Source organism: Variovorax sp. VNK109 (assembly GCF_049445855.1).
Lineage (GTDB): Bacteria > Pseudomonadota > Gammaproteobacteria > Burkholderiales > Burkholderiaceae_C > JAGOCV01.
The window spans coordinates 644,509-668,620 of the sequence record NZ_JBMSDV010000003.1; the positions used below are offsets into that span (position 1 = coordinate 644,509).

At 65.7% G+C, this 24,112-nt stretch carries 25 protein-coding genes; 14 read left to right on the forward strand and 11 right to left on the reverse strand.

Annotated features, from left to right (window positions below):
• Window positions 1-74 precede the first annotated feature (74 nt).
• The 4 genes from ACO2Q9_RS14065 to ACO2Q9_RS14080 form a co-directional block, all read right to left on the reverse strand.
• Window positions 75-695, reverse strand: coding sequence for a hypothetical protein (locus ACO2Q9_RS14065; protein ID WP_423312406.1), 621 nt, complete (start codon window positions 693-695; stop codon window positions 75-77).
• A complete protein-coding gene (locus ACO2Q9_RS14070) occupies window positions 688-966 on the reverse strand; it encodes a chorismate mutase family protein (protein ID WP_423312407.1) in 279 nt (92 codons plus the stop codon). Before ACO2Q9_RS14070 ends, ACO2Q9_RS14065 begins: the two co-directional genes overlap by 8 nt.
• On the reverse strand, window positions 959-1,837 hold the full coding sequence (locus ACO2Q9_RS14075; protein WP_423312408.1) for a Bug family tripartite tricarboxylate transporter substrate binding protein: 879 nt from the start codon (window positions 1,835-1,837) through the stop codon (window positions 959-961). The genes ACO2Q9_RS14070 and ACO2Q9_RS14075 overlap by 8 nt, the downstream gene beginning before the upstream one ends.
• A gap of 263 nt (window positions 1,838-2,100) precedes the next feature.
• Entirely contained in the window at window positions 2,101-2,229 is a 129-nt protein-coding gene (locus ACO2Q9_RS14080; protein ID WP_423312409.1) for a hypothetical protein, read from the reverse strand.
• A 65-nt stretch (window positions 2,230-2,294) separates the two neighbouring features.
• Here ACO2Q9_RS14080 and ACO2Q9_RS14085 point away from each other — a divergent pair, with 65 nt between their 5' ends.
• Both ACO2Q9_RS14085 and ACO2Q9_RS14090 read left to right on the forward strand, forming a co-directional pair.
• The gene (locus ACO2Q9_RS14085; protein WP_423312410.1) at window positions 2,295-3,329 is read left to right on the forward strand and encodes a M14 family zinc carboxypeptidase; all 1,035 of its coding nucleotides are present in this window, start codon (window positions 2,295-2,297) and stop codon (window positions 3,327-3,329) included.
• Window positions 3,329-4,096: an alpha/beta fold hydrolase gene (locus ACO2Q9_RS14090; protein ID WP_423312411.1), complete on the forward strand. Its 768-nt coding sequence runs from the start codon at window positions 3,329-3,331 to the stop codon at window positions 4,094-4,096. Before ACO2Q9_RS14085 ends, ACO2Q9_RS14090 begins: the two co-directional genes overlap by 1 nt.
• Here the strand turns inward: ACO2Q9_RS14090 and ACO2Q9_RS14095 are convergent.
• The 4 genes from ACO2Q9_RS14095 to ACO2Q9_RS14110 are packed head-to-tail and all read right to left on the reverse strand — an operon-like array spanning window position 4,080 to window position 8,195.
• On the reverse strand, window positions 4,080-5,132 hold the full coding sequence (locus ACO2Q9_RS14095) for a VWA domain-containing protein (RefSeq protein ID WP_423312412.1): 1,053 nt from the start codon (window positions 5,130-5,132) through the stop codon (window positions 4,080-4,082). The two genes, ACO2Q9_RS14090 and ACO2Q9_RS14095, sit on opposite strands and share 17 nt — an antisense overlap.
• 18 nt (window positions 5,133-5,150) lie before the next feature.
• Entirely contained in the window at window positions 5,151-6,119 is a 969-nt protein-coding gene (locus tag ACO2Q9_RS14100) for a DUF58 domain-containing protein (RefSeq protein WP_423312413.1), read from the reverse strand.
• Complete coding sequence (locus ACO2Q9_RS14105; protein WP_423312414.1) at window positions 6,100-7,104, reverse strand: AAA family ATPase; 1,005 nt, start codon at window positions 7,102-7,104, stop codon at window positions 6,100-6,102. The genes ACO2Q9_RS14100 and ACO2Q9_RS14105 overlap by 20 nt, the downstream gene beginning before the upstream one ends.
• Window positions 7,105-7,142: 38 nt before the next feature.
• Entirely contained in the window at window positions 7,143-8,195 is a 1,053-nt protein-coding gene (locus ACO2Q9_RS14110; protein ID WP_423312415.1) for a S1C family serine protease, read from the reverse strand.
• 103 nt (window positions 8,196-8,298) lie between these two features.
• Here ACO2Q9_RS14110 and ACO2Q9_RS14115 point away from each other — a divergent pair, with 103 nt between their 5' ends.
• From ACO2Q9_RS14115 to ACO2Q9_RS14150, 8 genes are all read left to right on the forward strand, one after another.
• Window positions 8,299-9,144, forward strand: coding sequence for a TatD family hydrolase (locus ACO2Q9_RS14115; RefSeq protein ID WP_423312416.1), 846 nt, complete (start codon window positions 8,299-8,301; stop codon window positions 9,142-9,144).
• Entirely contained in the window at window positions 9,141-9,656 is a 516-nt protein-coding gene (locus tag ACO2Q9_RS14120) for a DNA-deoxyinosine glycosylase (RefSeq protein WP_423312417.1), read from the forward strand. The genes ACO2Q9_RS14115 and ACO2Q9_RS14120 overlap by 4 nt, the downstream gene beginning before the upstream one ends.
• A gap of 7 nt (window positions 9,657-9,663) precedes the next feature.
• The gene (locus tag ACO2Q9_RS14125; RefSeq protein WP_423312418.1) at window positions 9,664-10,422 is read left to right on the forward strand and encodes a spermidine synthase; all 759 of its coding nucleotides are present in this window, start codon (window positions 9,664-9,666) and stop codon (window positions 10,420-10,422) included.
• Entirely contained in the window at window positions 10,419-12,209 is a 1,791-nt protein-coding gene (locus ACO2Q9_RS14130; protein WP_423312419.1) for a GspE/PulE family protein, read from the forward strand. Before ACO2Q9_RS14125 ends, ACO2Q9_RS14130 begins: the two co-directional genes overlap by 4 nt.
• Before the next feature lie 140 nt (window positions 12,210-12,349).
• Window positions 12,350-12,838: a tripartite tricarboxylate transporter TctB family protein gene (locus tag ACO2Q9_RS14135; protein ID WP_423312420.1), complete on the forward strand. Its 489-nt coding sequence runs from the start codon at window positions 12,350-12,352 to the stop codon at window positions 12,836-12,838.
• A gap of 13 nt (window positions 12,839-12,851) precedes the next feature.
• Window positions 12,852-14,366 (forward strand): tripartite tricarboxylate transporter permease, encoded by a 1,515-nt coding sequence (locus tag ACO2Q9_RS14140; protein ID WP_423312421.1) that lies wholly within the window; start codon window positions 12,852-12,854, stop codon window positions 14,364-14,366.
• A gap of 65 nt (window positions 14,367-14,431) precedes the next feature.
• On the forward strand, window positions 14,432-16,054 hold the full coding sequence (locus ACO2Q9_RS14145; protein WP_423312422.1) for a gamma-glutamyltransferase family protein: 1,623 nt from the start codon (window positions 14,432-14,434) through the stop codon (window positions 16,052-16,054).
• Window positions 16,054-17,001, forward strand: coding sequence for a DMT family transporter (locus ACO2Q9_RS14150; protein ID WP_423312423.1), 948 nt, complete (start codon window positions 16,054-16,056; stop codon window positions 16,999-17,001). Before ACO2Q9_RS14145 ends, ACO2Q9_RS14150 begins: the two co-directional genes overlap by 1 nt.
• Here the strand turns inward: ACO2Q9_RS14150 and ACO2Q9_RS14155 are convergent.
• Window positions 16,995-17,786, reverse strand: a complete 792-nt coding sequence (locus ACO2Q9_RS14155; protein WP_423312424.1) for an SDR family oxidoreductase — start codon at window positions 17,784-17,786, stop codon at window positions 16,995-16,997. The genes ACO2Q9_RS14150 and ACO2Q9_RS14155 overlap by 7 nt on opposite strands.
• Window positions 17,787-17,838: 52 nt before the next feature.
• Between ACO2Q9_RS14155 and ACO2Q9_RS14160 the strand changes: the two genes are divergently transcribed.
• Window positions 17,839-18,441 (forward strand): SH3 domain-containing protein, encoded by a 603-nt coding sequence (locus tag ACO2Q9_RS14160; RefSeq protein ID WP_423312425.1) that lies wholly within the window; start codon window positions 17,839-17,841, stop codon window positions 18,439-18,441.
• On the forward strand, window positions 18,438-19,511 hold the full coding sequence (locus ACO2Q9_RS14165; protein WP_423312426.1) for a M48 family metalloprotease: 1,074 nt from the start codon (window positions 18,438-18,440) through the stop codon (window positions 19,509-19,511). The genes ACO2Q9_RS14160 and ACO2Q9_RS14165 overlap by 4 nt, the downstream gene beginning before the upstream one ends.
• A 26-nt stretch (window positions 19,512-19,537) precedes the next feature.
• Here the strand turns inward: ACO2Q9_RS14165 and ACO2Q9_RS14170 are convergent, their stop codons facing one another.
• Window positions 19,538-20,443: a DMT family transporter gene (locus ACO2Q9_RS14170; RefSeq protein WP_423312427.1), complete on the reverse strand. Its 906-nt coding sequence runs from the start codon at window positions 20,441-20,443 to the stop codon at window positions 19,538-19,540.
• A 135-nt stretch (window positions 20,444-20,578) separates the two neighbouring features.
• On the opposite strand from ACO2Q9_RS14170, the gene ACO2Q9_RS14175 reads away from it, so the two are divergent.
• Window positions 20,579-21,574, forward strand: a complete 996-nt coding sequence (locus ACO2Q9_RS14175) for a quinone oxidoreductase family protein (protein WP_423312428.1) — start codon at window positions 20,579-20,581, stop codon at window positions 21,572-21,574.
• Window positions 21,571-22,404, forward strand: coding sequence for an NUDIX hydrolase (locus ACO2Q9_RS14180; protein ID WP_423312429.1), 834 nt, complete (start codon window positions 21,571-21,573; stop codon window positions 22,402-22,404). The genes ACO2Q9_RS14175 and ACO2Q9_RS14180 overlap by 4 nt, the downstream gene beginning before the upstream one ends.
• A 19-nt stretch (window positions 22,405-22,423) precedes the next feature.
• Here ACO2Q9_RS14180 and ACO2Q9_RS14185 read toward each other — a convergent pair whose 3' ends face one another.
• Window positions 22,424-24,094, reverse strand: a complete 1,671-nt coding sequence (locus tag ACO2Q9_RS14185) for a Na/Pi cotransporter family protein (RefSeq protein WP_423312430.1) — start codon at window positions 24,092-24,094, stop codon at window positions 22,424-22,426.
• Window positions 24,095-24,112: the final 18 nt, after the last annotated feature.

Sequence of the window (24,112 nt, forward strand, 5' to 3'; positions counted from 1 at the left end):
TGTGGCGCGACGTCGCGGTGGGCAACCGGAGCTTGGGCGGCTTCGCGGTCGGAAATGGCGATGCCTGCGAACGTTTAGCCATGTCCTCCCGCCTTGCGATAGAGAGCCGATGCGGGCCCGCGGTCCGAACCCACGAGACCGTCTGCGGCCACACGTGTGCGCCCGTAGACGATCCATGCGTCATCGGGGCTGGGGACGGCCTGCTCCATCACCAGCGCTTCGGGATGTTCTGCAGCGGCATCGGCGAAAGCCAGTCCTGCATCGAAGCTTCCTTCGAGCAGTCCGTCGGTCACCGCGGTCACCGTTTCCGTGATCGCCAGGCTGCCCCAACGCGAAAGATCGACGTAGTCCACGGTGGCTGCCATCGCACCGATCGTGCGCGGTGAAGGCCGGTCGCGCCGGCGCACGACGGCGAGTGGCCGGCTCGACGAGACGAACGTATCGATGACGTACAGGCCGCGATGGAACGCTGAAACCGTGCGCGGTGTCGAGGGGTGTACGGCGCACTGGATCAGGAAGTCGGCGTCATGTTGCAGCACGCTTTCCACCGCGTCCTCGAAGGTGCGGTGCAGTTGTATGTGTGCGCCTTCCCGGAGGCCCTGGAACATCAGGTACCTTTCGCTCACGAAAGCGTGATTGCTGCCCGCAGGGCCCAATGTCGCGAAGCGGAGCCCGCTGCCCTGTGATTCAGCCATGGATGATGATGTCCTCAAGGCGGCACGTCTCGGCAATGATGACGTCATACAGGTCAGACAGGAATGCTTCGCTCATGCCGTTGGTGCGCGCAAATTCGCCGGCGCGCGCCTTGACGATGCCGATGCGCTGCGGCTGCATCATGGCGACGTCGTGCCGCTTCTTGTAGCGTCCGATGTCCTCGCAGCAATCCAGCCGCGCCTTGAGGACGGCAAGCAGTTGCACATCGATGGCGTCCAGCCTTGCCCGAAGTTGCTGAAGGTCTTCACTCAACTTTGATCCCCTGAGTCTTGATGATGTGCGACAACTGGTCATAGTCAGACCTGATGCGCTGCGCAAACGTGGCGGCATCCATGCCGACGGCCTCGTAGCCATGATTCGCCATTTGCCGGCGGATGTCATCCGATTTTGCGATGGTCGCCAGCAAGCTGGACAGGCGGCTCACGATTTCCGGTGGCATGCCTGCGGGGGCGGCAATGCCGGTCCATACCTCGAGCTCCAGGCTTGGCAGCCCTGCCTCTGCCAGCGTGGGAAATTCCGGCGCGAGTGGCGTGCGGGTTGCAGCAGTGATGCCCAGCGCCTTGAGTTTTCCTGAAGCGACCATGGGCATGGCCGCACCCAGTTGCACGAGCGACACCTGCACTTCATCCGCCAGCATGGCCATGACCACACGCTGGTACGACGGGTACGGGACGTGCACAGGCGCGATACCCGCCCTGGCCTTGAAGGTTTCCATCGCGAGGTGACCGATAGTGCCGATACCCGGCGAACCGTAGTTCCACTTCGCACCAGCCGCGCGCGCAGCGATCCGGAATTCTGCGGCATTGCCCGCAGGCACCTTGTCCGACGCCGCCAGCAGCAGGGGTGCCCTGCAGACCAGGCTCACGGGCATCAGGTCCTTGAGCGGGTCATAGGGTGTTGCGGGATTCAACAATTTCGCGACCGTCATGTTGCCGTTGATCACGACACCCAGTGTGTGCTGGTCGGTCGACTGCGCCACTGCTGCGGTCGCGATGTTGCCGGAAGCGCCCACGCGGTTCTCGACCACGACCGGTTGGCCCAGCGCTTTCGAAAGCGGTTCGGCCAGCGCCCTTGCGATGAAATCCGGTGAGGAACCGGGCGGAAAGCCGACGAGCAGTTTCACGGGTTTGAGCGGCCAAGGTTCAGCCGCATGAACACTGGCGACGGAGGTTGCCAACGCGCATGAGACAAGTGCGGCCCTGAGGAGTACGGAAGGAGGTTTCATGAAGGCTCCGGGGTTGAAGATCGGAGCCGATGATGGAAGCGGTGAACGCCTGCCGCAAGCCTTCACTGGCATGCAACGGGCGCGTGTCGCGGCCTCGTCGTTTCAGTCGGGGCGACTGCGGATGTTGAGCGACAGGGAATCGCAGTTTCCAGCGATTGTTTTCACCGGTTGCGCGCGTGGCGCCAGCGGTGGCGCTGCAGCGCCACCAGTTCGACCGCACCCCAGAGCAGGGCCGCAGCGAGCACCAGTGGCCGCGAGGCGTTGCGTGGACTGAATCGGTTGGATCTCATGTCCCACAGCCTATGGCCGTCGTGTGACAAACCGGTGTCATGTTCATGACGTACGCTGTCCGGTCATGGCTCCAGCCCCCGCGCTCCCCGAACTCAACGCGCTCGAACGCATCATCGAGCTTGGCGCGGGGCACCTCCAGGCGCGCGTGGTGTGTCAGGTGCCGGTCGATCCGGCGCAGCCGGATGGCGCGCGTCTGCCGGTGTATGCCATCACGCTGGGCAACGCCGCACCGCATGTCCCGGCGGCAGGCTTCTTCGGTGGCGTTCATGGGCTGGAGCGCATCGGTGCCGAAGTGGTCATTGCCTACCTGCAGAGCCTGGTGATGCGGCTGCGGTGGGACAGCACGCTGCACCGGCAACTCGAGTCCGTGCGCCTCGTGTTCATGCCCATCGTCAATCCGGTGGGCATGCTGCGCGGTACGCGCGCCAACCCGGCGGGTGTGGACCTGATGCGCAATGCACCCCTCGACGCCGACGACCGTGTGCCGTGGATGGTGGGCGGACAGCGCACCAGCGCGGGCCTGCCCTGGTACCGGGGGGCGGCCGGCAGCCCCATGGAGCCCGAGGCGCGTGCCCTGTGCGAACTCGTGCGCGAAGAACTGCTGTCGCGTCCCTTCAGCATTTCCATCGACTGTCATTCGGGATTTGGCGCGCGCGATCGCGTGTGGTTTCCGTACGCGCACACGCGCACGCCGATCCGCCATCTGGCCGAGTTGCATGCGCTGCAGGACATCTTCGGCCGCGCGCATCCGCTGCATCGCTACATCGTCGAACCGCAGAGCGCCCAATACCTGGCACATGGCGATATCTGGGACTACCTGCACCTCGAGGCAGGCGAACGCAGGCAGGGTGGCCCGGTATTCCTGCCGCTCACGCTGGAAATGGGCTCGTGGATCTGGGTAAAGAAAAACCCGCGGCAACTGTTCTCGCGCCACGGCATCTTCAACCCGCTCATCCGTCACCGGCAGGAACGCACGCTGCGTGTGCACATGGGCTTGCTGGACTTCATCTCGCGTGCGGCCGCCGGCTGGCGCTTGTGGTCGCCCGATGGCGACGAACGCGCGCGCCACCATGAGGAGGCCCTGCAGCAATGGTATTGATGCCTCCTTCCGATCCCGCGCCTTGGATCCTGCTGCGCGGGCTCACGCGCGAAGCCGGGCACTGGGGCGACTTCCTGCCGCTGCTTGCGCAGGCTGTCGCGCCGCACGCCGTGCATGCCATCGACCTGCCGGGCAACGGCGAACGCTGGCGGGAGCGCAGTCCTTCGTCGGTCGTGACGCTCATGGAATCCATGCGCGCCACCTTGCGCGAACGCGGCATGGAACCACCGTACCGCCTGCTCGGCCTGTCGCTCGGCGCCATGGTGTGCGTGGCATGGGCGCAGGCGCATCCGCGGGAAGTGCAGGTTGCCGTTCTGGTGAACACGAGCCTGCGGCCGTTCAGCCCGTTTCACGAACGACTGATGCCGCGCTCATGGCCGGTGCTCGCGAAGTTGCTGAAGCCGCGTGCTTCACCGGTGGACGCGGAGAGTGCGATCCTCGAACTCACGAGCACAGTGGTGCGCAGCGATGTGGAACGTGCGAAGCTCCTCGCGCATTGGGTGGAATTGCGTCAACGGCATCCGGTGTCGCGCGCAAATGCGGTGAGGCAACTGCTGGCTGCCGCACGCTACCGTGCGCCGTCCGGAGCGCCGCCCGTACCGCTGCTCATCGTCGGAACGCGGGGCGACAGGCTGGTGTCGCCGCGTTGCAGCGAGACACTCGCAAAACAATGGAGCCGCACGCTGGTGCAGCATGAGGGCGCGGGACACGACTTGCCGCTGGACGACCCCGCGTGGCTGGTGCAGCGCGTCAGAGAATGCGGTTGAACCACAGCAGCGAGAGCGCTGCCGAAGTCAGTGCGAGCAGCGAGGCGACGAGCGCGAGCAGTCCCGACACTTCGGTTTCGCGCTTCTCCACCGTGAGCCTGGAGCTCAGCGTCTCGTAGACCTTCTTCAGGTCCGCCGCTGTGCCGGCGTAGTAATAGTCGGCCGCCGTGCGGTTGGCCACGGACTTGAGCGTTTCCTCATCGAGCCGCACGCGCATGGACCAGCCTTCGAAGCCGATGGTCTCGCCATCAACCGTGCCGATGCCGACCGTGTACACGCGCACACCACGATCGGCCGCAAGCTTGGCCGCATCCATCGGGTCCACACCGGTCGTGCGCTGCCCATCGGTGAGCATGATGATGGCGGCCGACGTGTACGACCCCGGTGCGACCGGCGCCACTTCTTTCTTCTCCTGTCCAGCCTTGTCGAGCGACAGACTGCGTGGCCGCCCGCCCGGCGCAAGCGCCGAAATGTCGATGCCGTCGTTGGGAAACAACGTCGCCAGCGACACCATGATGCCGTTGCCGGTGGCCGTGCCGCGCTGCAGCTGGAAGCGATCAATGGCGGTGATCAGGTCGTCGCGGCTCGTGGTGGGCAACTGCGCCACCTGCGCGCTGCCCGCGAAGGCGACGATGCCGACCTTCACGTTGCGCGGCAGGTCGGCGATGAACTGCTTGGCGGCTGCCTGGGCCGCTTCGAGGCGGCTGGGCTGCACGTCGGTTGCGCGCATGCTGCCCGACACGTCCATCGCCAGCATGATGGTCTGCTGGTTCGACGGCAGCGTGATCACCGCGAGCGGGCGCGACGCGGCCAGCAGCATCGCCACGATGGAAAGCAGGAACAGGATCGGCGGGATGTGCCGGCGAAAGCCCGCGCCCTTGCCCATGGCTTCGCGCACGATGGACAGGCTCGCATAACGCAGCGCCATCTTCTTCTTGCGACGCAGCAGCCACACGTACAGCAACACCAGCAGCGGGATCGCCAGCAGCAGCCACAGGAACTCGGGCCAGAGGAAATTGACGGGGCTGTTGTTCATAGGCTGTAGCTCGCTTCTTCAGGCAACCTTCATGTGTGCAGGCATTCCTGCGCCGCCGGACAGTCGGCTCCTGCGCTTGCGCATGTCCACGAATCGCATCAGCGTTTCGGCGAGGTCGTCGCCGGTGGACAGTTCCAGCGCATCCACGCCGGCATTGGTCAGACCTTCGCGCAGATCGGCTTCGCGTTGGGCGGCGATGCGCGCAAAGCGGCGGCGGAAGCCCGCATCGTGCGTGTCCACCAGCAACTGCTCGCCGGTCTCCACGTCGCGGATGGGGATGAGGCCAAGATCAGGCAGTTCGAGTTCCAGCGGGTCGAGCAGGCGCACGGCCACGACTTCGTGGCGGCGCGCGAGCAGGCCGAGCGGCTTGTCCCAGCCGGGCTCGCTGATGAAGTCCGACACCACGAACACGGTGGAGCGGCGCTTCATCATCTGCGCTGCGTTGGTCAACAGGTCCTGCAGACGCGTGACGCCGATTTCACCGGCAGGCGGCCGCTCCTGCATCGCATGCATCAGGTGCAGCACGTAACGTCGTCCGCTTCGGGGGGGGATGACCTGGTCTGCGCCGCCGCCGTGCAGGATGGCGCCGACGCGGTTGCCGTGGCGCGTGAGCATGCGCGCCAGCGCGGCGACAAACGCCGACGACACATCGCGTTTGGCCTGCGTGCCAGAGCCGAAGTCGATCGACGGGCTCAGGTCCAGCAGGAACCAGGCAGCCATCTCGCGGTCTTCGGTGAACACACGCACATGCGGCTGCTGCAGACGCGCGGTGACGTTCCAGTCGATGTGCCGCACGTCGTCATAGAACTGGTATTCGCGCAGGTCGGCCAGGTCGAGGCCGCCGCCGCGCATCAGCGTGCGGTAGTCGCCCTGCAGCAGGCCGTCGAGGCGGCGCAGCACCGTCCATTCGAGACGGCGCAGCAACTGCTCCGCGTTCAGCGACGCAGACTCTTCGGCGGGCTTGAAATCAGGCGGCGAGCTTTTCATGTTCGAGCGGCTTGGCCGGCGGCGACACCTTCGCCATGATCTTCGCGACGATGCCATCGGCCGTGATGCCTTCGGACATGGCCTCGTAAGACAGCGACAGGCGGTGGCGCAGCACGTCGGGCACCAGGTCCACCATGTCCTCGGGCAGCACGTAGCTGCGGCCGCGCAACAGTGCGAGTGCGCGCGCACCTTCGACCAGGTTGATGGTGGCGCGCGGGCTGGCGCCGAAGGTGATGAAGCGGCCCAGGTCCTTCAGGCCATGCTTCTCCGGCGTGCGCGTGGCGGACACGAGGCGCACGGCGTACTGCGCGATCGAAGGGTCCACATACACACGGCGGCACTCGGCCTGCAACGCGGCGAGCTGTTCGGTGGTCGCCACGGCATTCACATGCACGGCCGGGCCGGTGACGCGCTCGACGATGACGTATTCCTCTTCGTCGGTCGGGTAGTCCACCAGCACCTTCATCATGAAACGGTCCACCTGCGCCTCGGGCAACGGGTATGTGCCTTCGGTCTCGATCGGGTTCTGCGTGGCCATGACAAGGAACGGGCTCGGGACCTTGTGCGTCTCGCCCGCGATGGTGACCTGGCGCTCCTGCATCACTTCCAGCAGCGCGCTCTGCACCTTGGCCGGCGCGCGGTTGATTTCGTCGGCCAGCAGCAGGTTGGCGAACACCGGGCCGAGCGAAGTGCTGAAGTCACCTGTCTTCTGGTTGTACAGGCGCGTGCCCACCAGATCGGCCGGCACCAGGTCGGGCGTGAACTGGATGCGTTTGAAGTTGCCGTGCACCACGTTCGCCAGCGTCTTCACCGTGAGCGTCTTGGCAAGGCCGGGAACGCCCTCCACCAGCAGGTGGCCCTGCGCGAGCATCGCGACCATCACGCGCTCGAGGAATTTGTCCTGGCCGACGACGACGCGCTTGACCTCATAGAGGATCTGTTCCATCAGGGCGGCGGTGTCGGAGCTGGAGTTCTGCGGGTCCATGGATGAAGCCTTGTCGTGTTGGTTTCAGGAAAACGAAATCAGAAGGGTGGCATGCCCGCTGCTGCAGCCGCGTTCTCGATCGGCACAGCAAAACCGATGCCAATGAAGGTGCGCGCGGATGTTGGGTTCAGGATGGCGGTGACGATGCCCACCACCTCGCCATCCATGGTGACGAGCGGGCCGCCGGAGTTGCCGGGGTTTGCAGCCGCGTCGAACTGGATCAGGTTGCTCATTTCCTGCTTGCCCTCGGGAGAGCGGAACGAGCGCTTGAGCCCCGAGACAATGCCCGCTGACGCGGACGGCCCGATGCCGAACGGGAAGCCCACGGCCACCACCTCGTCGCCAGGCGCAAGGTCGGCGGTGGAGCGCATCGTCGCAGCCACGAGGTCATCGGGAATCTTGTGGGCCTGCAGTACGGCGAGGTCGTTCTCGGGCTGCACGCTGATGATGGACGCGTTGGACTCGGTGCCGTCGGCGAAGGTGACGCGGATGCGGTCCGCGCCGCTGACCACGTGCAGGTTGGTCAGGATGATGCCCTTGTCCACGATGACCACGCCGGAGCCGACGCCATGCTCGATGTCTTCCGGCTCGTCGGCTTTCTTCGCTTCCTTGTCGGCGCCGAGGTTGGGCACCTTGGGGCCCGGCTTCGCACCGCGCTCGCCACCTCTTGCGGCCTCACGCGCTGCTTCGCGCGCGGCGCGGGCCTTGGCGATTTCAGGTGTGTTCTTCACGAAACTCATCACGCGCACCACGGACGGCGCGACGTTGTCGATGGCACGCGTGGCCTGAGAGGGCAGCACGTGGGTTTCGACGGTGCGCATCACGGCAGCGTCGATGTCTTCCTGTGTGAGGCGGCGCTGGCCGGGCTTGGCGATCGCCAACGACAGGGTGATGGCCAGCGACAACGCCAGCAGGCCGATGACGGTCCACAGCGTACGTGGCCCGGGAGCGGGCAGCGCCCGGCGCTTTGCCGCGGATAGTTCGGGGGGGGGCGCTTCGGGCGAGGCGTCCGCGGAGGCAGCCGCGCTGGCGGACTCGCCCGCAGGCGCGCCGCGACGGGAAGAGCTGTAGAAGGCTGGCCTGCTGCGCATCCGTGACCTCTGCTGGAGTTGGTTTTCCGGCACGGTGTGTACCGTGGTTTCACGGTATCACGGTTTGCCCGACCCTGTACATGGTTCGGGCATCATTGGGGTTATGTCTCGATGGATCGATAGCCACTGTCATCTGGACGCCCCCGAATTCGACACCGACCGCGCCGCGATGCGCCAGCGCGCCGCCGAAGCCGGCGTGGTCTGCTGCATTCTTCCGGCGGTGCAGGTGTCCAATTTTGCGACGGTGCGCGAACAGGCGCACCAGTTTGGTGACGCCTATGCGCTGGGCATCCATCCGCTCTTCACGCCGCGCGCGCAGGAGGCCGACATCGACACGCTGGCCGCGGAACTCGACCGCCACCTGGACGACCCGCGGCTTGTCGCCATCGGCGAGATCGGCCTCGACCATTTCGTCGAAGGACTGGACCGCGACCGGCAGGAATGGTTCTACCGCGAACAGCTCAAGCTGGCGCGCGACCGCGACCTGCCTGTCATCCTGCATGTGCGTCGCTCGGCCGACCGCCTGCTCAAGGGCTTGCGCGACATCGGTTCGGGCTCGCACGCGTGGCATGGCATCGCGCATGCGTTCAACGGCAGCGACCAGCAGGCGCAGGCCTTCCTGGACATGGGCTTCAAACTGGGCTTCGGCGGTGCGTTCACACACGAAAGGGCACTGCAGTTGCGGCGGCTGGCGACCGGACTGCCGCTGACGGCCATCGTGCTGGAGACGGACGCACCCGACATTCCGCCTGCATGGCTCTACCGCACGGCCGCCGAGCGCGAGGCCGGCCAGCCTCAGGGCCGCAATGAGCCGGCTCAGTTGCCGCGCATTGCGCAGGTGCTGGCCGACCTGCGCGGCATCACCGTGGGAGAAATAGCCGACGCGGTCTGGCATAACACACTGGCCGCCGTGCCGCGACTGTCGTCGGTGCCGGGGGTGGTGGCGTGAAGAGCGCTGTAGTGCCCCAACGTCTGGTCGGCCTCCCACCGCTCGCTTCCCCCGAAACCCGGCTGCTGGTGCTCGGCAGTTTCCCGGGTGGGCGTTCGCTGGCCATGCAGCAGTACTACGCGCACCCGCAGAACCATTTCTGGAAGATCCTCTCGGCGTTGTGGAACACGGACTTCGTGGCCATGCCTTATGAGGACCGCTGCAACGCCATCCTGGCGCGCGGCCTTGGCGTGTGGGACGTCTACGCTGCTTGCGAGCGCGAGGGCAGCCTGGATACGAGCATCCGCAACGCCGAAGTCAACGACTTCGCGTCGCTGGCCCGCCGTTGCCCGCAACTGCAGGCCATCGGCCACAACGGCGGCGAAAGTTTTCGCCATGCCCGGCACACTTCACAACTGGGCGTGCCGGTTTATCGCCTGCCGTCCACGAGCCCTGCCAACGCATCGTGGAGTTTCGAGCGCAAACTCACGGCCTGGCGGGAGGTCTTCACCCGGCACGCGCTGGTGTCCTGAAATACGAATGAGCAAGAAGAAAACCATCGAACTGCCGGAGGTGAACATCTCCGATGACGGCGACGTGCGCTACCTGCACCTGGGTTCCGAATGGATCCAGGGGTCCATGTTGATCGACGCGCCGTTCGATATCGAACTGGAGTACGTGCAGCGGATGATGGCGTGGCTGCTGTTCGTCGAGCCGGCCAGCGTGCCGAAGCGTCATGCGATGCAGCTCGGCCTCGGCTCTGCCGCATTGACGAAATATTGTTACAAGAAGTTGCGGATGCGGACGACCGCCGTCGAGCTCAATCCGCAGGTGCTGGCCGCCTGCCGCGGCTGGTTCAAGCTGCCCGACGACAACGAGCGACTGCACGTGGTGCTGGCCGACGCCGAGACCGAAATCCGCAAGCCGGCATGGCTGGGCCAGGTCGATGCGCTGCAGGTGGACCTGTACGACCATGACGCTGCCGCGCCTGTACTCGACAGTGAAGCGTTCTATGCGGACTGCCGCAAGCTGCTCACCGATGACGGCTGCATGACGGTGAACCTGTTCGGCCGCGCGTCGAGTTACGCACGCAGCCTGAAGAAGATCACCGCAGCTTTCGGCGTCGATTCGGTCTGGGCCTTCAAGCCGACGCGCGAGGGCAACACCATCGTGCTGGCGCAGCGGGAGGCTGCAAGGCCCGGTCGGGCCATGCTTGCCGAACGCGCGGAAAACATCCAAACTCAATGGAATCTGCCGGCGGCCAAGTGGCTGCGGGTGTTCAAACCCATCCAAGCATGAGCGCAGTCCTTCAGCCCACCATCACCGCCAAGACCAAGTACATCGGCCCGCTGGACTGGCGTCGCATCGTCGAATGGTTGAGCGAGGATGGCGTGATCAGCCAGGAAGAGGCGCAACGCACCATCGCGCGCATCGCGCAGGCCGAGAGTTCGCAGAACCCGCTCGTGCGGCTGGCCAGCGTGGCCATGGCGCGTGCCAGCGATGGCAAGCCGCTGGACATCGAGAAGCTGTGCCAGTGGCTGGCGGGCTACGCGGGCCTGGAATACCTGCGCATCGATCCGCTGAAGGTGGATGTGGGCAAGGTGGCCGACGCCATGAGCGCGGCCTATGCCGAGCGGCACAGGATTCTCCCGGTGCAGGTGAGCCCGACTGAACTGGTGGTCGCCACGGCCGAGCCTTTCATCAACGACTGGGTCTCCGAGGTCGAGCGCCAGTCCAAGCGCAAGGTCAAGCGTGTCATCTCGAACCCGCAGGAAATCCAGCGCTTCACGGCGGAGTTCTTTGCACTCGCCAAGTCGGTGCGTGCGGCGCAGAAGGCCGGCGGCAACCAGGGCGCGGCCACGTTCGAGCAACTGGTCGAACTCGGCCGCAGCAACAAGCAGCTCGACGCCAACGACCAGGGCGTCGTGCAGGTGGTGGACTGGCTCTGGCAATACGCGTTCGACCAGCGCGCGAGCGATATCCATCTGGAGCCGCGCCGTGAACAGGGCGTGATCCGCTTCCGTATCGACGGCGTGCTGCAGCCCGTCTACCAGTTGCCCATGGGTGTGATGAACGCGATCACCGCGCGCATCAAGCTGCTGGGCCGCATGGACATCATGGAAAAGCGCCGTCCGCAGGACGGCCGCGTGAAAGTGCGCAACATCCGCGGTGACGAGGTCGAAATGCGCCTGTCGACGCTGCCCACGGCCTTCGGCGAGAAGACCGTGATGCGTATCTTCGATCCCGACACCGCCGTGAAGGACCTCGACGCGCTCGGCTTCTCCAGCCATGACGCGCAGCGTTGGGAGACCATGGTCAAACGGCCCAACGGCATCATCCTGGTGACCGGCCCGACCGGCGCCGGCAAGACCACCACGCTGTACTCCACGCTCAAGCGTGTGGCGACGGAAGAGGTGAACGTCAGTACGGTGGAAGACCCGATCGAAATGATCGAGCCTGCGTTCAACCAGACGCAGGTGCAGCACCAGCTCGATTTCGGCTTCCTCGAAGGGCTGCGTGCCCTGATGCGCCAGGACCCGGACATCATCATGGTGGGCGAAATCCGCGACCTCGCGACGGCCGAGGCTGCGGTGCAGGCCGCGCTGACGGGCCACCTTGTGTTTTCCACGCTCCACACCAACGATGCGCCGTCGGCCATCACCCGCCTGATGGATCTCGGCGTGCCGCCTTACCTGATCAACGCGACGATGCTGGGCGTGCTGGCCCAGCGGCTGGTGCGCACGCTGTGCAAGCAGTGCAAGGAGCCCGACGAGTCGATGACGCGCGAGCAGCTCAGCGAATACGTGAAGCCCTGGAAGATCAACGGCGGCTATCGGCCCTACAAGGCGGTGGGCTGCGTCGACTGCCGCATGACGGGCTTCCTGGGCCGGATGGGCCTTTACGAATTGCTGACGATCTCGCCGGAGTTCCGCACCCGTGTGGACCGCGAACCCAGCATCGACGGTCTGCGCAAGCAGGCCGTGACGGACGGCATGCGTCCGCTTCGCCTGGCCGGTGCGCTGCGCGTGGCGGAAGGGCTCACGACGATCGAGGAAGTCCTGGCCGCCACGCCGCCGCTGGACTGATTCTTTCGGTCTAAACATGCACCCTCGCGGTGCATGCACCACACACCTAGGTGAAACCCTCGATAGGTGATATCCACATCCGTTCAACCTGACTTGGAGGTCAGAATGCGCCTGCACTTGAAAATCAAGAGGAGTGTGCTGTGAACATCAAAAGTCAGAAGGACTTTTTCTCCGGCCTGCTTTATACGGCGGTCGGCGTGGCTTTTGCGTGGGGCGCCACGAACTACAACATCGGCTCGGGTGCGCGCATGGGCCCCGGCTACTTCCCTCTCATGCTTGGCATCCTGCTGGCCTTCATCGGCGGCGTCGTGATGTTCAAGGCATTGGTCGTCGAGACCGAAGATGGTGACAAGATCGGCAAGTGGGCGTGGAAGCCGCTGGCCTACATCATCGGCGCCAACCTGCTGTTCGGCGTGCTGCTCGGTGGTCTCCCGAGATTCGGCATCCCGGCCATGGGCCTGATCGCCGGTATCTACGGCCTGACCATCGTCGCCAGCCTCGCGGGCACCAAGTTCAAGATCGGCGAAGTGTTGATCCTTGCCACGGTGCTGGCCCTGGGCAGCTACCTGGCTTTCGTTGTGGCGCTCAAGCTGCAGTTTCCGGTGTGGCCCACTTTCATCACGGGCTGATTAGGCGAGCGACATGACAGATCTGATCAACAACCTTTCCCTCGGCTTCAGCGTGGCCTTCACGCTGCAGAACCTGCTTTACGCGTTCGTCGGCTGTCTGCTGGGCACGCTGATCGGCGTGCTGCCCGGCGTAGGTCCCGTGGCCACCATCGCCATGCTGCTGCCCGCCACCTACGCGCTGCCTCCGGTGGCCGCGCTGATCATGCTGGCCGGCATCTACTACGGTGCGCAGTACGGCGGCTCCACCACCGCGATCCTGGTGAACCTGCCGGGCGAATCTTCCTCGGTGGTGACCGTGATCGACGGGTACCAGATGGCCCGCAAGGGGCGCGCGGGCCCGGCGCTCGCTGCGGCGGGCATCGGCTCGTTCTTTGCGGGCTGCGTGGGCACACTCGTGCTTGCAGGCTTTGCAGCACCGCTGACCGAGGTGGCCTTCAAGTTCGGCCCGGCCGAATACTTCTCGCTGATGATCCTGGGCCTGATCGGCGCCGTGGTGCTGGCTTCGGGCTCGCTTGTCAAGGCCGTCGGCATGATCGTGCTGGGCCTGCTGCTCGGGCTGATCGGGACGGACGTGAATTCGGGCGTTGCACGCTATTCGTTCGACATTCCGGAATTGACCGACGGCATCGGCTTCATCGTCATCGCAATGGGCGTGTTCGGCTACGGGGAAATCATCCACAACCTGTCGCAGCCCGAAGATGAGCGCGAAGTGTTCACGGGCAAGGTCACGCACTTGTACCCGTCTGCGGAGGATTTCAAGCGCATGGTGCCGGCTGTGCTGCGCGGCACGGCGTTGGGCGCTTCACTGGGCATCCTGCCCGGCGGCGGTGCGCTGCTGTCGGCTTTTGCGGCCTACACGATCGAGAAGAAGACCAAGCTCAAGCCCGGGGAAGTGCCGTTCGGCAAGGGCAACATCCGTGGTGTCGCGGCACCCGAATCCGCCAACAACGCCGGTTCGCAGACTTCGTTCATCCCGCTGCTCACCCTGGGCATTCCGCCCAACGCCGTGATGGCGCTGATGGTCGGCGCCATGACCATCCACAACATCCAGCCCGGCCCGCAGGTCATGACCAGCAACCCCGAGCTGTTCTGGGGCCTGATCGCCTCGATGTGGATCGGCAACGCCATGCTGATCATCCTGAACCTGCCGCTGATCGGCATCTGGATCAAGCTGCTGACCGTGCCCTACCGCTGGCTGTTCCCCTCCATCGTGCTGTTCTGCGCGATCGGCGTGTACTCGACCAACAACAACACCTGGGACATCTGGATGGTCGCGATCTTCGGTGTGATCGGCTACGTGTTCATCAAGCTGGGCATGGAACCCGCACCGCTGCTGCTGGGCTTCATCCTGGGGCCGATGATGGAAGAGAACCTGCGCCGTGCACTGCTGCTCTCGCGCGGCGACTGGAGTGTGTTCGTCACGCGTCCGCTGTCGGCCGGTCTGCTGGCGGCTGCCGTGCTGCTGCTTATCATCGTGCTGCTCCCGGCCGTGAAGAAGCAGCGTGAAGAAGCGTTCGTCGAAGACTGAGCAAGTTGCCTGACCGGAAAGCGGCGCCCCTGTGGCGCCGTTTTTCTTTGCCGATAATCCATTCCATGTCCTTCAATTTCCACAATCCCTACCTGTCCACGCGCACGCCGGTATTCGCGCGCAACGTGGTGTCCACTTCGCACCCGTTGGCCGCGCAGGCGGGGCTGCGCATCCTGCACCAGGGCGGCAATGCCGTGGACGCGGCGATCGCTGCCGCAGCCGCCATCACGATCGTCGAGCCAGTGAGCAATGGCCTGGGCAGCGACGCGTTCTGCATCCTGTGGGACGGCAAGGAACTGCACGGCCTGAATGCGTCAGGTCGCGCCCCCGCAACGTGGACGCCGGAATACTTCAGGAAAAAATACGGGGCGGACAGCAAGGCCCCGCCCAAGCGCGGCGTCGACACGGTCACCGTGCCAGGTGCCGTGGGTAGCTGGGTCGCGCTGTCGGAACGCTTCGGCAAGCTGCCGTTCGCGGACCTGCTCCAGCCCGCCATCGAGATCGCCGAGCGAGGCTATCTCGTGTCGCCCGTGGTGCAGCAGAAGTGGTCGGCAGCGACCGACGAGCTGCGCAACCAGCCCGGCTTTGCCGACGCCTTCCTGCCCTGGGGCCGTGCGCCCAACGTCGGCGAACTGTTCCAGTTCAGAACCGCCGCGCGCGGCCTGCGTGCCATTGCGCAAAGCAAGGGCGCGGCCTTCTACGGTGGCGAGATCGCCCAGGCCATCGAGAAATTCGCGGCGGCCAATGGCGGCAGCATCAAGGCGTCCGACTTCGCGGGCTACAAGCCGGAGTGGGTCACGCCGATCAGCAAGGACTATCGCGGCCACACGCTGCATGAGATTCCGCCGAACGGGCAAGGCATCACCGCGCTGATGGCACTGGGCATCCTCAACCAGTTCGACGTGGCGGGCCTGAAGGTGGACGGCGTCGACTCGCAGCACTTGCAGATCGAGGCGATCAAGCTCGCTTTCGCCGATGTGTACCGCTACGTGGCCGAGCCATCGTCGATGGAGGTGACCGCCGCGCAAATGCTGGACGACGCGTACCTCGCGTCGCGTGCCAAACTGATCGACATGAAGAAGGCGCAGGATTTCGGTGCGGGCAATCCGGTCAAGGGTGGCACGATCTACCTCACCGCGGCCGACGAGAACGGCATGATGGTGAGCTTCATCCAGAGCAACTACATGGGCTTCGGCTCGGGTTGCGTGGAGCCGCAGTTCGGCATCAGCCTGCAGAACCGCGGGCATGCCTTCAGCGTCGACGACAAGGGCCTGAACCCCGCCAACATCGTGGCACCGGGCAAGCGGCCGTTCCACACCATCATCCCCGGCTTCCTCACGAAGGACGGCGCGCCTGTGATGAGCTTCGGCGTGATGGGCGCCAACATGCAGCCGCAAGGCCACGTGCAGACGCTGGTGCGCATGCTCGACTACGGCCAGAACCCGCAGGCCGCATGCGATGCACCGCGCTGGCGCTACAACGCCGGCTTCGAGATCAACGTGGAAACCTCGATGGACCCTGCCACCGTGCAAGGCCTGTCCGCGCGCGGCCACAAGATGGCCGTCATCAGCGACAACTACCAGGACTACGGCGCCGGCCAGTTCATCTGGCGCATGGGTGACCCGGCGAAGGAAGGCTACGTCGTGGCGAGCGATCCGCGCCGCGACGGGCTGGCTGCCGGGTTCTGATGTCTTCGTCGAATACGGCACCGACGAACCTGCTGCCCGGCCTTGCACTGGCCGGCTTGGGTGCGATTGCCTTCAGCGGCAAGGCGATCATCGTCAAGCTCGCGTACCGCCATGGCGTGGATGCGGTCACGCTCATCATGTATCGCATGTTGTTCGCCTTGCCCATCTTCGCCGTGATGGCGTGGTGGGCGAGCCGTGGCAAGCCGCCGCTCACGCGCGAGGACTGGATCGCCGTGGTGTGGCTCGGCTTCACCGGCTACTACCTTGCGAGTTTTCTCGACTTCGCGGGGCTGGCCTACATCACCGCGAGCCTCGAGCGGCTCATCCTGTACCTGAACCCCACGCTCGTGCTGCTGATGGGCTGGCTCATGTACCGCCGCAAGGCCACGCGCATCCAGATGGTGGGCATGGCGATCAGCTATGCCGGCGTGCTGCTGGTGTTCGGGCATGAACTGCAGATCGTCGCGGGCGTGCAGACGGCATGGGGCGCGGCGCTCGTCTTTGCCAGCGCGATCAGCTATGCGGTCTATCTCGTCTACAGCGGCCAGGTGGTGCAGCGGCTCGGGTCGCTGCGGCTCGTGGGCCTGGCGACCAGCGTGGCATGCATCTGCTGCATCGTGCAGTTCCTGCTGCTGCGACCCATCGATGTGGCCTTGTCCGTTGCGCCGCAGGTGATCTGGCTGTCCGTGCTGAACGCGACGCTGTGCACCGCCGCGCCGGTGCTGATGGTGATGATGGCCATCGAGCGCGTGGGCTCCAGCATGGCATCGCAGATGGGCATGGTCGGCCCCATGTCCACCATCATCATGGGCGTGGTGATCCTGGGCGAACCCTTCACCGGCTGGATCGCCGTCGGAACGGTGCTCGTGATCGCAGGGATCTACGTCTTCACGCGCGGCGGCAGGCCGGCCGCCGCGGTCGGGGTCAAACCGATCCGTGATCAGTAGGTGCCGGGGTAGGCACCGCCATCGGCCAGGATGTTCTGCCCGGTGATGTAGCCCGCGTGCATGCTGCACAGGAAGGCGCAGATCGCACCGAACTCCTGTGCGTTGCCGAAGCGCTGCGCCGGAATGTTCTTGCGGCGGCTGTCGGCCACGGCTTCGACGGACTGCCCTGTTTTCTTCGACGCGCCGACCAGCGTGCCGCGCAGGCGGTCGGTGTCGAACGCGCCGGGCAGCAGGTTGTTGATCGTCACGTTGTTGGATGCGAGCTTCGTCGTGCGCGCGACACCCGCCACGAAGCCGGTCAGCCCGCTGCGCGCACCGTTGGACAGGCCCAGGATGTCGATGGGCGCCTTCACCGCGCTGGACGTGATGTTGACGATGCGGCCATAGCCGCGCGCAGCCATGCCGTCCACCGTCGCCTTGATGAGCTCGATGGGCGTGAGCATGTTGGCGTCGACGGCCTTGATCCAGGCATCGCGGTCCCAGTCGCGGAAGTCACCGGGCGGCGGGCCGCCGGCATTCGTCACGACGATGTCGTAGTCGGCCTGTGCGGCAAAAGCCTGCTCGCGGCCCTGCGGCGTGGTGATGTCGGCGGCGACCTGCAGCACCTGCGCGCCATGCTTCGCTTCCGCCGCGAGCGCCTGCGCCGCCTGCGCCAGTGCGTCGGCACCGCGCGCCATGATGACCACGTTCACGCCCTCGGCCACCAGCGCCTGCGCGCAACCGAGGCCCAGACCCTTGCTCGCGCCGCCGACCAGCGCCCACTTACCCTGTATGCCCAAATCCATGCTGAACTTTCAATTGGATACACTCGCCGATGACAAAAAAGGGGGTCACCGGATGAAATGGATAGCTTATTGCACTTTGCTTCTGGCGGCAGCAGCCCCGGGCATCGTGCAGGCCCAGCAACCCGTCGGCGAGGCGGCCATCGTCAAACGCGCGGCGGACTTGCGCGAGCAGCCCGGCGAATCTTCCCGTTCGCTCGGCGCGCTCGCGCCGCAGACGCCCGTGACACGTCTTCCAGAACGCAGCGGTGCCTGGGTGCGCGTCACAACGGCGCAGGGCGGCGCCGGATGGCTCCATATCTTCGATCTGACGTCGCCCAATGCGCCGACGCAAGGCGGCAGCTCCGCCACCGGCGCGCTGCGTGGCCTGACCGGGTTCTTCAACCGTTCCGCAGGCGCCAGCGCCACGACCTCGACATCCACGGTCGGCATCCGCGGCCTGGGCGCGGAAGACATTGCCAATGCCCAGCCCAACCTGAATGCGGTGGGCCAGGCCGAGGGCCTGCGGCAGGATGCCAACGGCGCGCAGCAGTTCGCGGGCACGGCGATGCTGTCCGTCAAGCCGCTGGTCGTACTGCCCGAGCCGCCGAAGCCGCGTGCGCCGGCCAACGCCAATCCTGCGGGCGGCCAGCCCGGCAACCCGGGGATGATGCCGTGAACCCATTGAACACAATTCCCTTCGCACGTGCCGCGTGCATGGCCGTGCTGCTCGGCGCAACGGTGGCGCTGCCCGTGGCCGTGCAGGCGCAGGATGCCGCACGCGCACTCGGCGGCCTGTTCCAGGCCATCCGCCCGCAACAGCAGCAACAGCAGCCGCAGAATGCGCCGGCGGCGATGATCGGCAACCTCATCGGTGGCGGCTCGCCCGTGGCACCGCAACAGGGGAACGCGGTCGATCTGGTGCGCCTGCTGTCGCAATCGGTCGAAGAGATCGACGAGCCCAAGGAAATCGAGATCGGCCGGCAACTGGCCGCCGTGTTGCTGGGCAGCAAGCCGCTGCACGGCGACATGCAGTTGCAGCGCTATGTGAACCAGCTCGGCCGCTGGATCAGCCTGCAGTCCGCGCGCCCCAACCTGCCGTGGACCTTCGCGGTGCTCGACGACACGGGCTACAACGCCTTCGCCGCGCCCGGCGGGTATGTGTTCGTGACCAAGGGATTGATCGACCAGGTGCGCGACGAAGCGGAGCTCGCCGGCATCCTCGCGCACGAGATCACCCATGTGACCGGCAAGCACCATCTCAAGGCCATGCGCAAGACCGCGCGTGCCGGCCTGCTGACGCAGGTGGTGGGCTCACAACTCAACAACAACCTGGGCGGAGCGATTTCTGCGCAACTGCTCAGCCTGGGCAAGGACCTGTATTCCAAGGGCCTGGACCAGGATGACGAATTCGATGCCGACCGCTCCGGCGTGGCATTGGCCGCCAGCGCGGGCTTCGACCCCTACGGTCTCGTGAGCGCGCTGCTGCAGCTGCGCACCGCAACGCCCGACAACCCGGCCTTCACGCTGACCCTGAGCACGCACCCGCCGGCGCAGACGCGTCTGGATCAGCTGGAACAGGCCATGGGCAACCGGCTCGACGCCTACACCGGTGCAGCGTCGGTCACGGTGCCGCAGCGCATGCAGCAGATGGCGGCAGCAAGCCGGCCTGCGGCAGTGCCTGCGTCCGCACCGGCTGCAAAGGCCGCACCACCGGCCAAAGCGCCGCCGCCGAAGAAGAGGCAGTAAGGAAGCGGTCCGGGACAGTGTCTCGTTCAGGCCTTGCGGCCTGACGATGCCACGATGCCGCCCACGATGAGCGCGAACGCGACGCCGTGGAACAGGCGTGGCGCTTCGCCCAGCATGACCGTGGACAGAAGCGCCGCGAACAGCGGCGTGAGGTTGGTGAAGAAGCTGGCGATGTTGGGCCCGACCCGTGCCACGCTCAGGCCCCAGCAGCGATAGGCCAGCACGGAAGCCACGGCCGACACGTAGAGCAGGGCCGCCAGCAGCGCCCAGCCCCACTCGATGTGCACGTCGGCCACTGCCCATTCGCCGGCGGAGAACAGACTGGACCAGCCGATGCCGAACACCGTCTGCGCCATGAGGAACGCGGCCCAGTCGCTGCGGATGTTCTGCGGCTCGGCCGGCTTCGTGAGCAGCCAGCTGTAGATGGCCCACGCCAGCGATGCGAGCAACATGAAAATGTCGCCCGGCACCAGATGCACCTGCGCGAGCCGATGCCAGTCGCCCTGGCAGAGCACCACCACCACGCCGAGGATCGACAGCACCGCGCCGGCGATCTGCCTGCGTGAAATGGTCTGGCCGTAGAACAGCGCGCCGATGCCCAGCATCCAGATCGGGATGCTCGAAGCGACGAGCGTCACGTTGATCGGCGTGGACGTTTTCAGCGCAAGGTACTGCAGCGTGTTGTAGAGCCCTGCGCCGAACAGGCCGAGCACCGCGAAGCGCCGCCATGAGGACCAGAGTCCGCTGCCGGGTTTGAGCACCCAGGCTGCCATGGGCAACAGGATGATGAATGCCAGCGACCAGCGCAGCAGGTTCAGCGTGAAAGGCGGGACGATGGGTACGGCAAGGCGGCCCACCATGGCATTGCCCGCCCAGATCAGCGGCGGGGCGACCAGCAACATCAGCGTTGCCGGCGTGAAACGTTGATTCATGGGCCAGCACTGTACCCGCATGGCCCCGGCCCTGCAGAGCAGGCCCGGGCGATTCGTGGCACGATTGGCCGCCTGCGCTGCCGCAACGGCCGCGCGATCTGCAACTTCCAGTAGAACGAACCCCGGAGAAAACCCATGGCCCAGTACACAGGCAAAGCCGTCCGCATCGACCAGCATGGCGGTGTGGACGAACTCAAGATCGTGCAGACCACCGTCGGCGAGCCCGGTCCCGGTGAGATCCGCATCCGCCACAAGGCGGTGGGCCTGAACTTCATCGACGTGTACCAGCGCACCGGTCTTTACCAGTTCCCCATGCCGTTGCATCTGGGCATGGAAGGCTCGGGCATCGTGGAAGCAGTGGGCGAGGGCGTGACGCACCTGAAGGCCGGCGATCGTGCTGCCTATGCCAGCAACCCGCCCGGTAGCTACAGCGAGCTTCGCGTGATGCCCGCAAGGAACGTCTGCAAGCTGCCCGACGCCATCAGTTTCGAGACCGGCGCTGCCATGATGCTCAAGGGGTTGACCGCACAGTACCTGCTGCGCCGCGTCAAGCCGGTCGAGGGCCTGGAGCCGGGCGATTTCGTGCTTTTCCACGCGGCGGCCGGCGGCGTCGGCCTGATTGCCTGCCAGTGGGCCAGGGCACTGGGCCTGCAACTCATCGGTACGGCAGGATCGGACGCGAAGTGCGCGCTGGCCAAGGAGAACGGCGCAGCGCACGTCATCAACTACTCCACCGAAGACTTCGCCGCGCGCGTCAAGGAGATCACCGGTGGCAAGGGCCTGAAAGTGGTTTACGACTCGGTAGGCAAGGACACGTGGGAAAAGTCGCTCGACTGCCTGCGGCCTTTTGGCCTGATGGCCAGTTTCGGCGCTGCATCGGGCCCGGTGCCACCTTTCCCGCCCGGCTTGCTGGCGTCCAAGGGCTCGATCTACGTGACGCGCCAGACGCTGTTCACGCACATCGCCACGCGCGAAGTCAACCAACTGATGGCAGACGAACTGTTCGACGTCGTGACCAGCGGCAAGGTCAACATCCGCATTGACCAGCGGTATCCGCTGGAGAACGTCAAGCAGGCGCACATCGACCTGGAAGCGCGCAAGACCACCGGCTGCACCATTCTTACGCTGTGACGACGGTCGGGACCATGCCCGCGTGGCTGGTGTCACTGCATGCGCGCGCCAGCCAGCCGCCTGCCCGCAGGCGCGTGCCGCTGCTGGCGCGGCAGGTCGTCATCGGCTCCGTCGAGCCGGCGTTCCTCGATCCACTGGCCGGTGTGCGGCTCGTGGACGGCACCCCCGCAGTCACGCGCGTCGCCGGCGGCAGTGATTCACCATGGCAGGTGCAGGGTGAACTCACCGCGACGCTGAACCTTCTGGCCCACGAGATGCGGCAGAAAGACATGTGTTCCGCGTGGCGCAACGAACAGCTGTCCGTGCGCGACCCGCACGGACAGGTGCTGGGAACCGTGGAGCGTGCGGCGGTGCGGCCGTTGGGCATTTCGACGCACGCGGTGCATCTGGTCGGCTTCAGCGCCGATGGCCGCATGTGGGTGCAGCAGCGCGCGCTGGACAAGCCCAATGACCCCGGCATGTGGGACACCCTCATGGGCGGCATGGTGCCCGCGTCGGACAGCCTGGCGCAGGCGCTCGAGCGTGAAACATGGGAGGAAGCAGGCCTTCGCATCGCGGCAATGCAGGATGTGCAACGCTGCGGCCGCATCACGCTGCGCCGGCCGAGCGATGCCGACGGCGCAGGGCCGGGCTATACCGTCGAGGACATCGACTGGTTCCGGTGCATCGTGCCGGATGGCATGGAGCCGGAAAACCAGGACGGCGAAGTCGCGCAGTTCCGGCTGGTGCAGCCGGCCGGGGTTCTGGCCGATGTGGAGCGCGGCGAATACACGCTGGAAGCCGCGCTCATCATCGCGGCGGCGCTGGGCGTGGACAAGGTTTCAGGCTGACGCTGCCCGAGGGGCGGGTTCAGCGCTGCGGGTCGTCGAGCAGTGCGGCCTGCTTGAGCCGGCTCGGCGCCAGCGCGCCCGCCGAATCGAGGATCGGGTAGGCGATCGAGCAGATGTGCGAGTTGATGCGCTTCAGGTCGCTGATGAGGTCGATGTGCAGCGAACTGGTCTCGATGCTCTGCACCGTGTTGCCCGACAGTCTCGCGAGGTGGGTGGTGGCGTATTCGCGTTCCAGGTCGCGGAATCGGGCCTTTTCTTCTAGCAGCTTCTGCGCGTCGCGAACGTTGCCGTTGAGGAACACGCTCATGCCCAGCCGGAGGTTGTCCACCAGCCGCGCGTGCAGTTCGCAGATCTCGGCCATGCCGGCTTCGGAGAAGTTGCGGCCCTTCTTGATCTTCTTGTCCTCGATGTCGATCAGCACGCGCTCGATGATGTCGCCCACCTGCTCCATGTTGATGGTGAAGCTGATGATGTCGGTCCAGCGCCGGCTTTCTTCCTCGCCGAGCGCTTCGCGCGAGATCTTGGTCATGTAGTACTTGATCGACGAGTAGAGCTGGTCGACCGTGTCGTCGAGCTTGCGCAGGTCTTCGGCGAGCTTCAGGTCGTTGGTGCGGATGACCTTGATGATGCCCAGAAGCATGGTTTCCACGATGTCGGCCTGGTGGAGGGCTTCGCGTGCGGCGCACGAAATGGCAAGCGATGGCGTCGAAAGGGCGGAGGGGTCCAGGTGCTGTGGGCGGCCTGTGGCGCTGGCAGTGGCCGGGTCGGGCTTGGGCAGGAGCTTCTGCACCCAGCCCGCAATCACCTGCGTGAAACCGATGAGCAGGAAGGCGACCACGACGTTGAACGCAAGGTGGAACATCACCACCGTCGTCGCCGGATTGCCGAGGATCGGCCCCGCGTGACGCAGCCACAGACCCGCGAGCGGCGCGAGCAGGATCACGCCGATCATCTTGAACACGAGGTTGCCCAGCGGCACCTGCCGCACCTCGATGGACGAGCGGGCGGTGGTCAGCACGGCGAGCAGGCCGCTGCCCAGGTTTGCGCCCAGGACGAGACCGAGCGCCACGTCTGGCGGCACGCCGCCCGAAGCGGCGAGCGTGGCCGTCAGCAACACGATGGCCAGGCTGGAATAGGAGACAACGGCGAGGAACGCGCCCGCCGTGATTTCGAGGAGCAGGTCGCTGCCCAGCGACGACAGCAGGGCCTTCACGGCAGGTGCTTGCGTCAGCACCTGCGTCGATTCGGTGACCAGGCGCAGGGCGAGCAACATGAGGCCCAGACCGATGAAGACGCGCCCCACGCGACCGAGCGTTCCGGCCTGGCGCGCGACGAACATCACCACGCCGACGAAGATCAGCAACGGCGACAGCCAGGACAGGTCGAGCGAGAAGACCACCGCCATCAGGCTGGTGCCGATGTCTGCACCCAGCATGACGGCCAGCGCCAGTGGCAGCGTGATCAGTCCCTGGCCGACGAAGGAGGAAACGATGAGCGCGGTGGCCGTGCTGGACTGGACCAGGGCCGTGACGCCGAGACCGGACAGTGCGGCGGTGAACCGGCTGTTGATGCTGCGGGAAATGATGTCACGCAGATTGGCCCCGAACACCCGCAGGATGCCGGTGCGTACGAGATGCGTTCCCCAGACAAGCAGCGCGATGGCTGCCAAAAGATTCAACAAATGCTTCATGGCCCTAGCAATGCACTA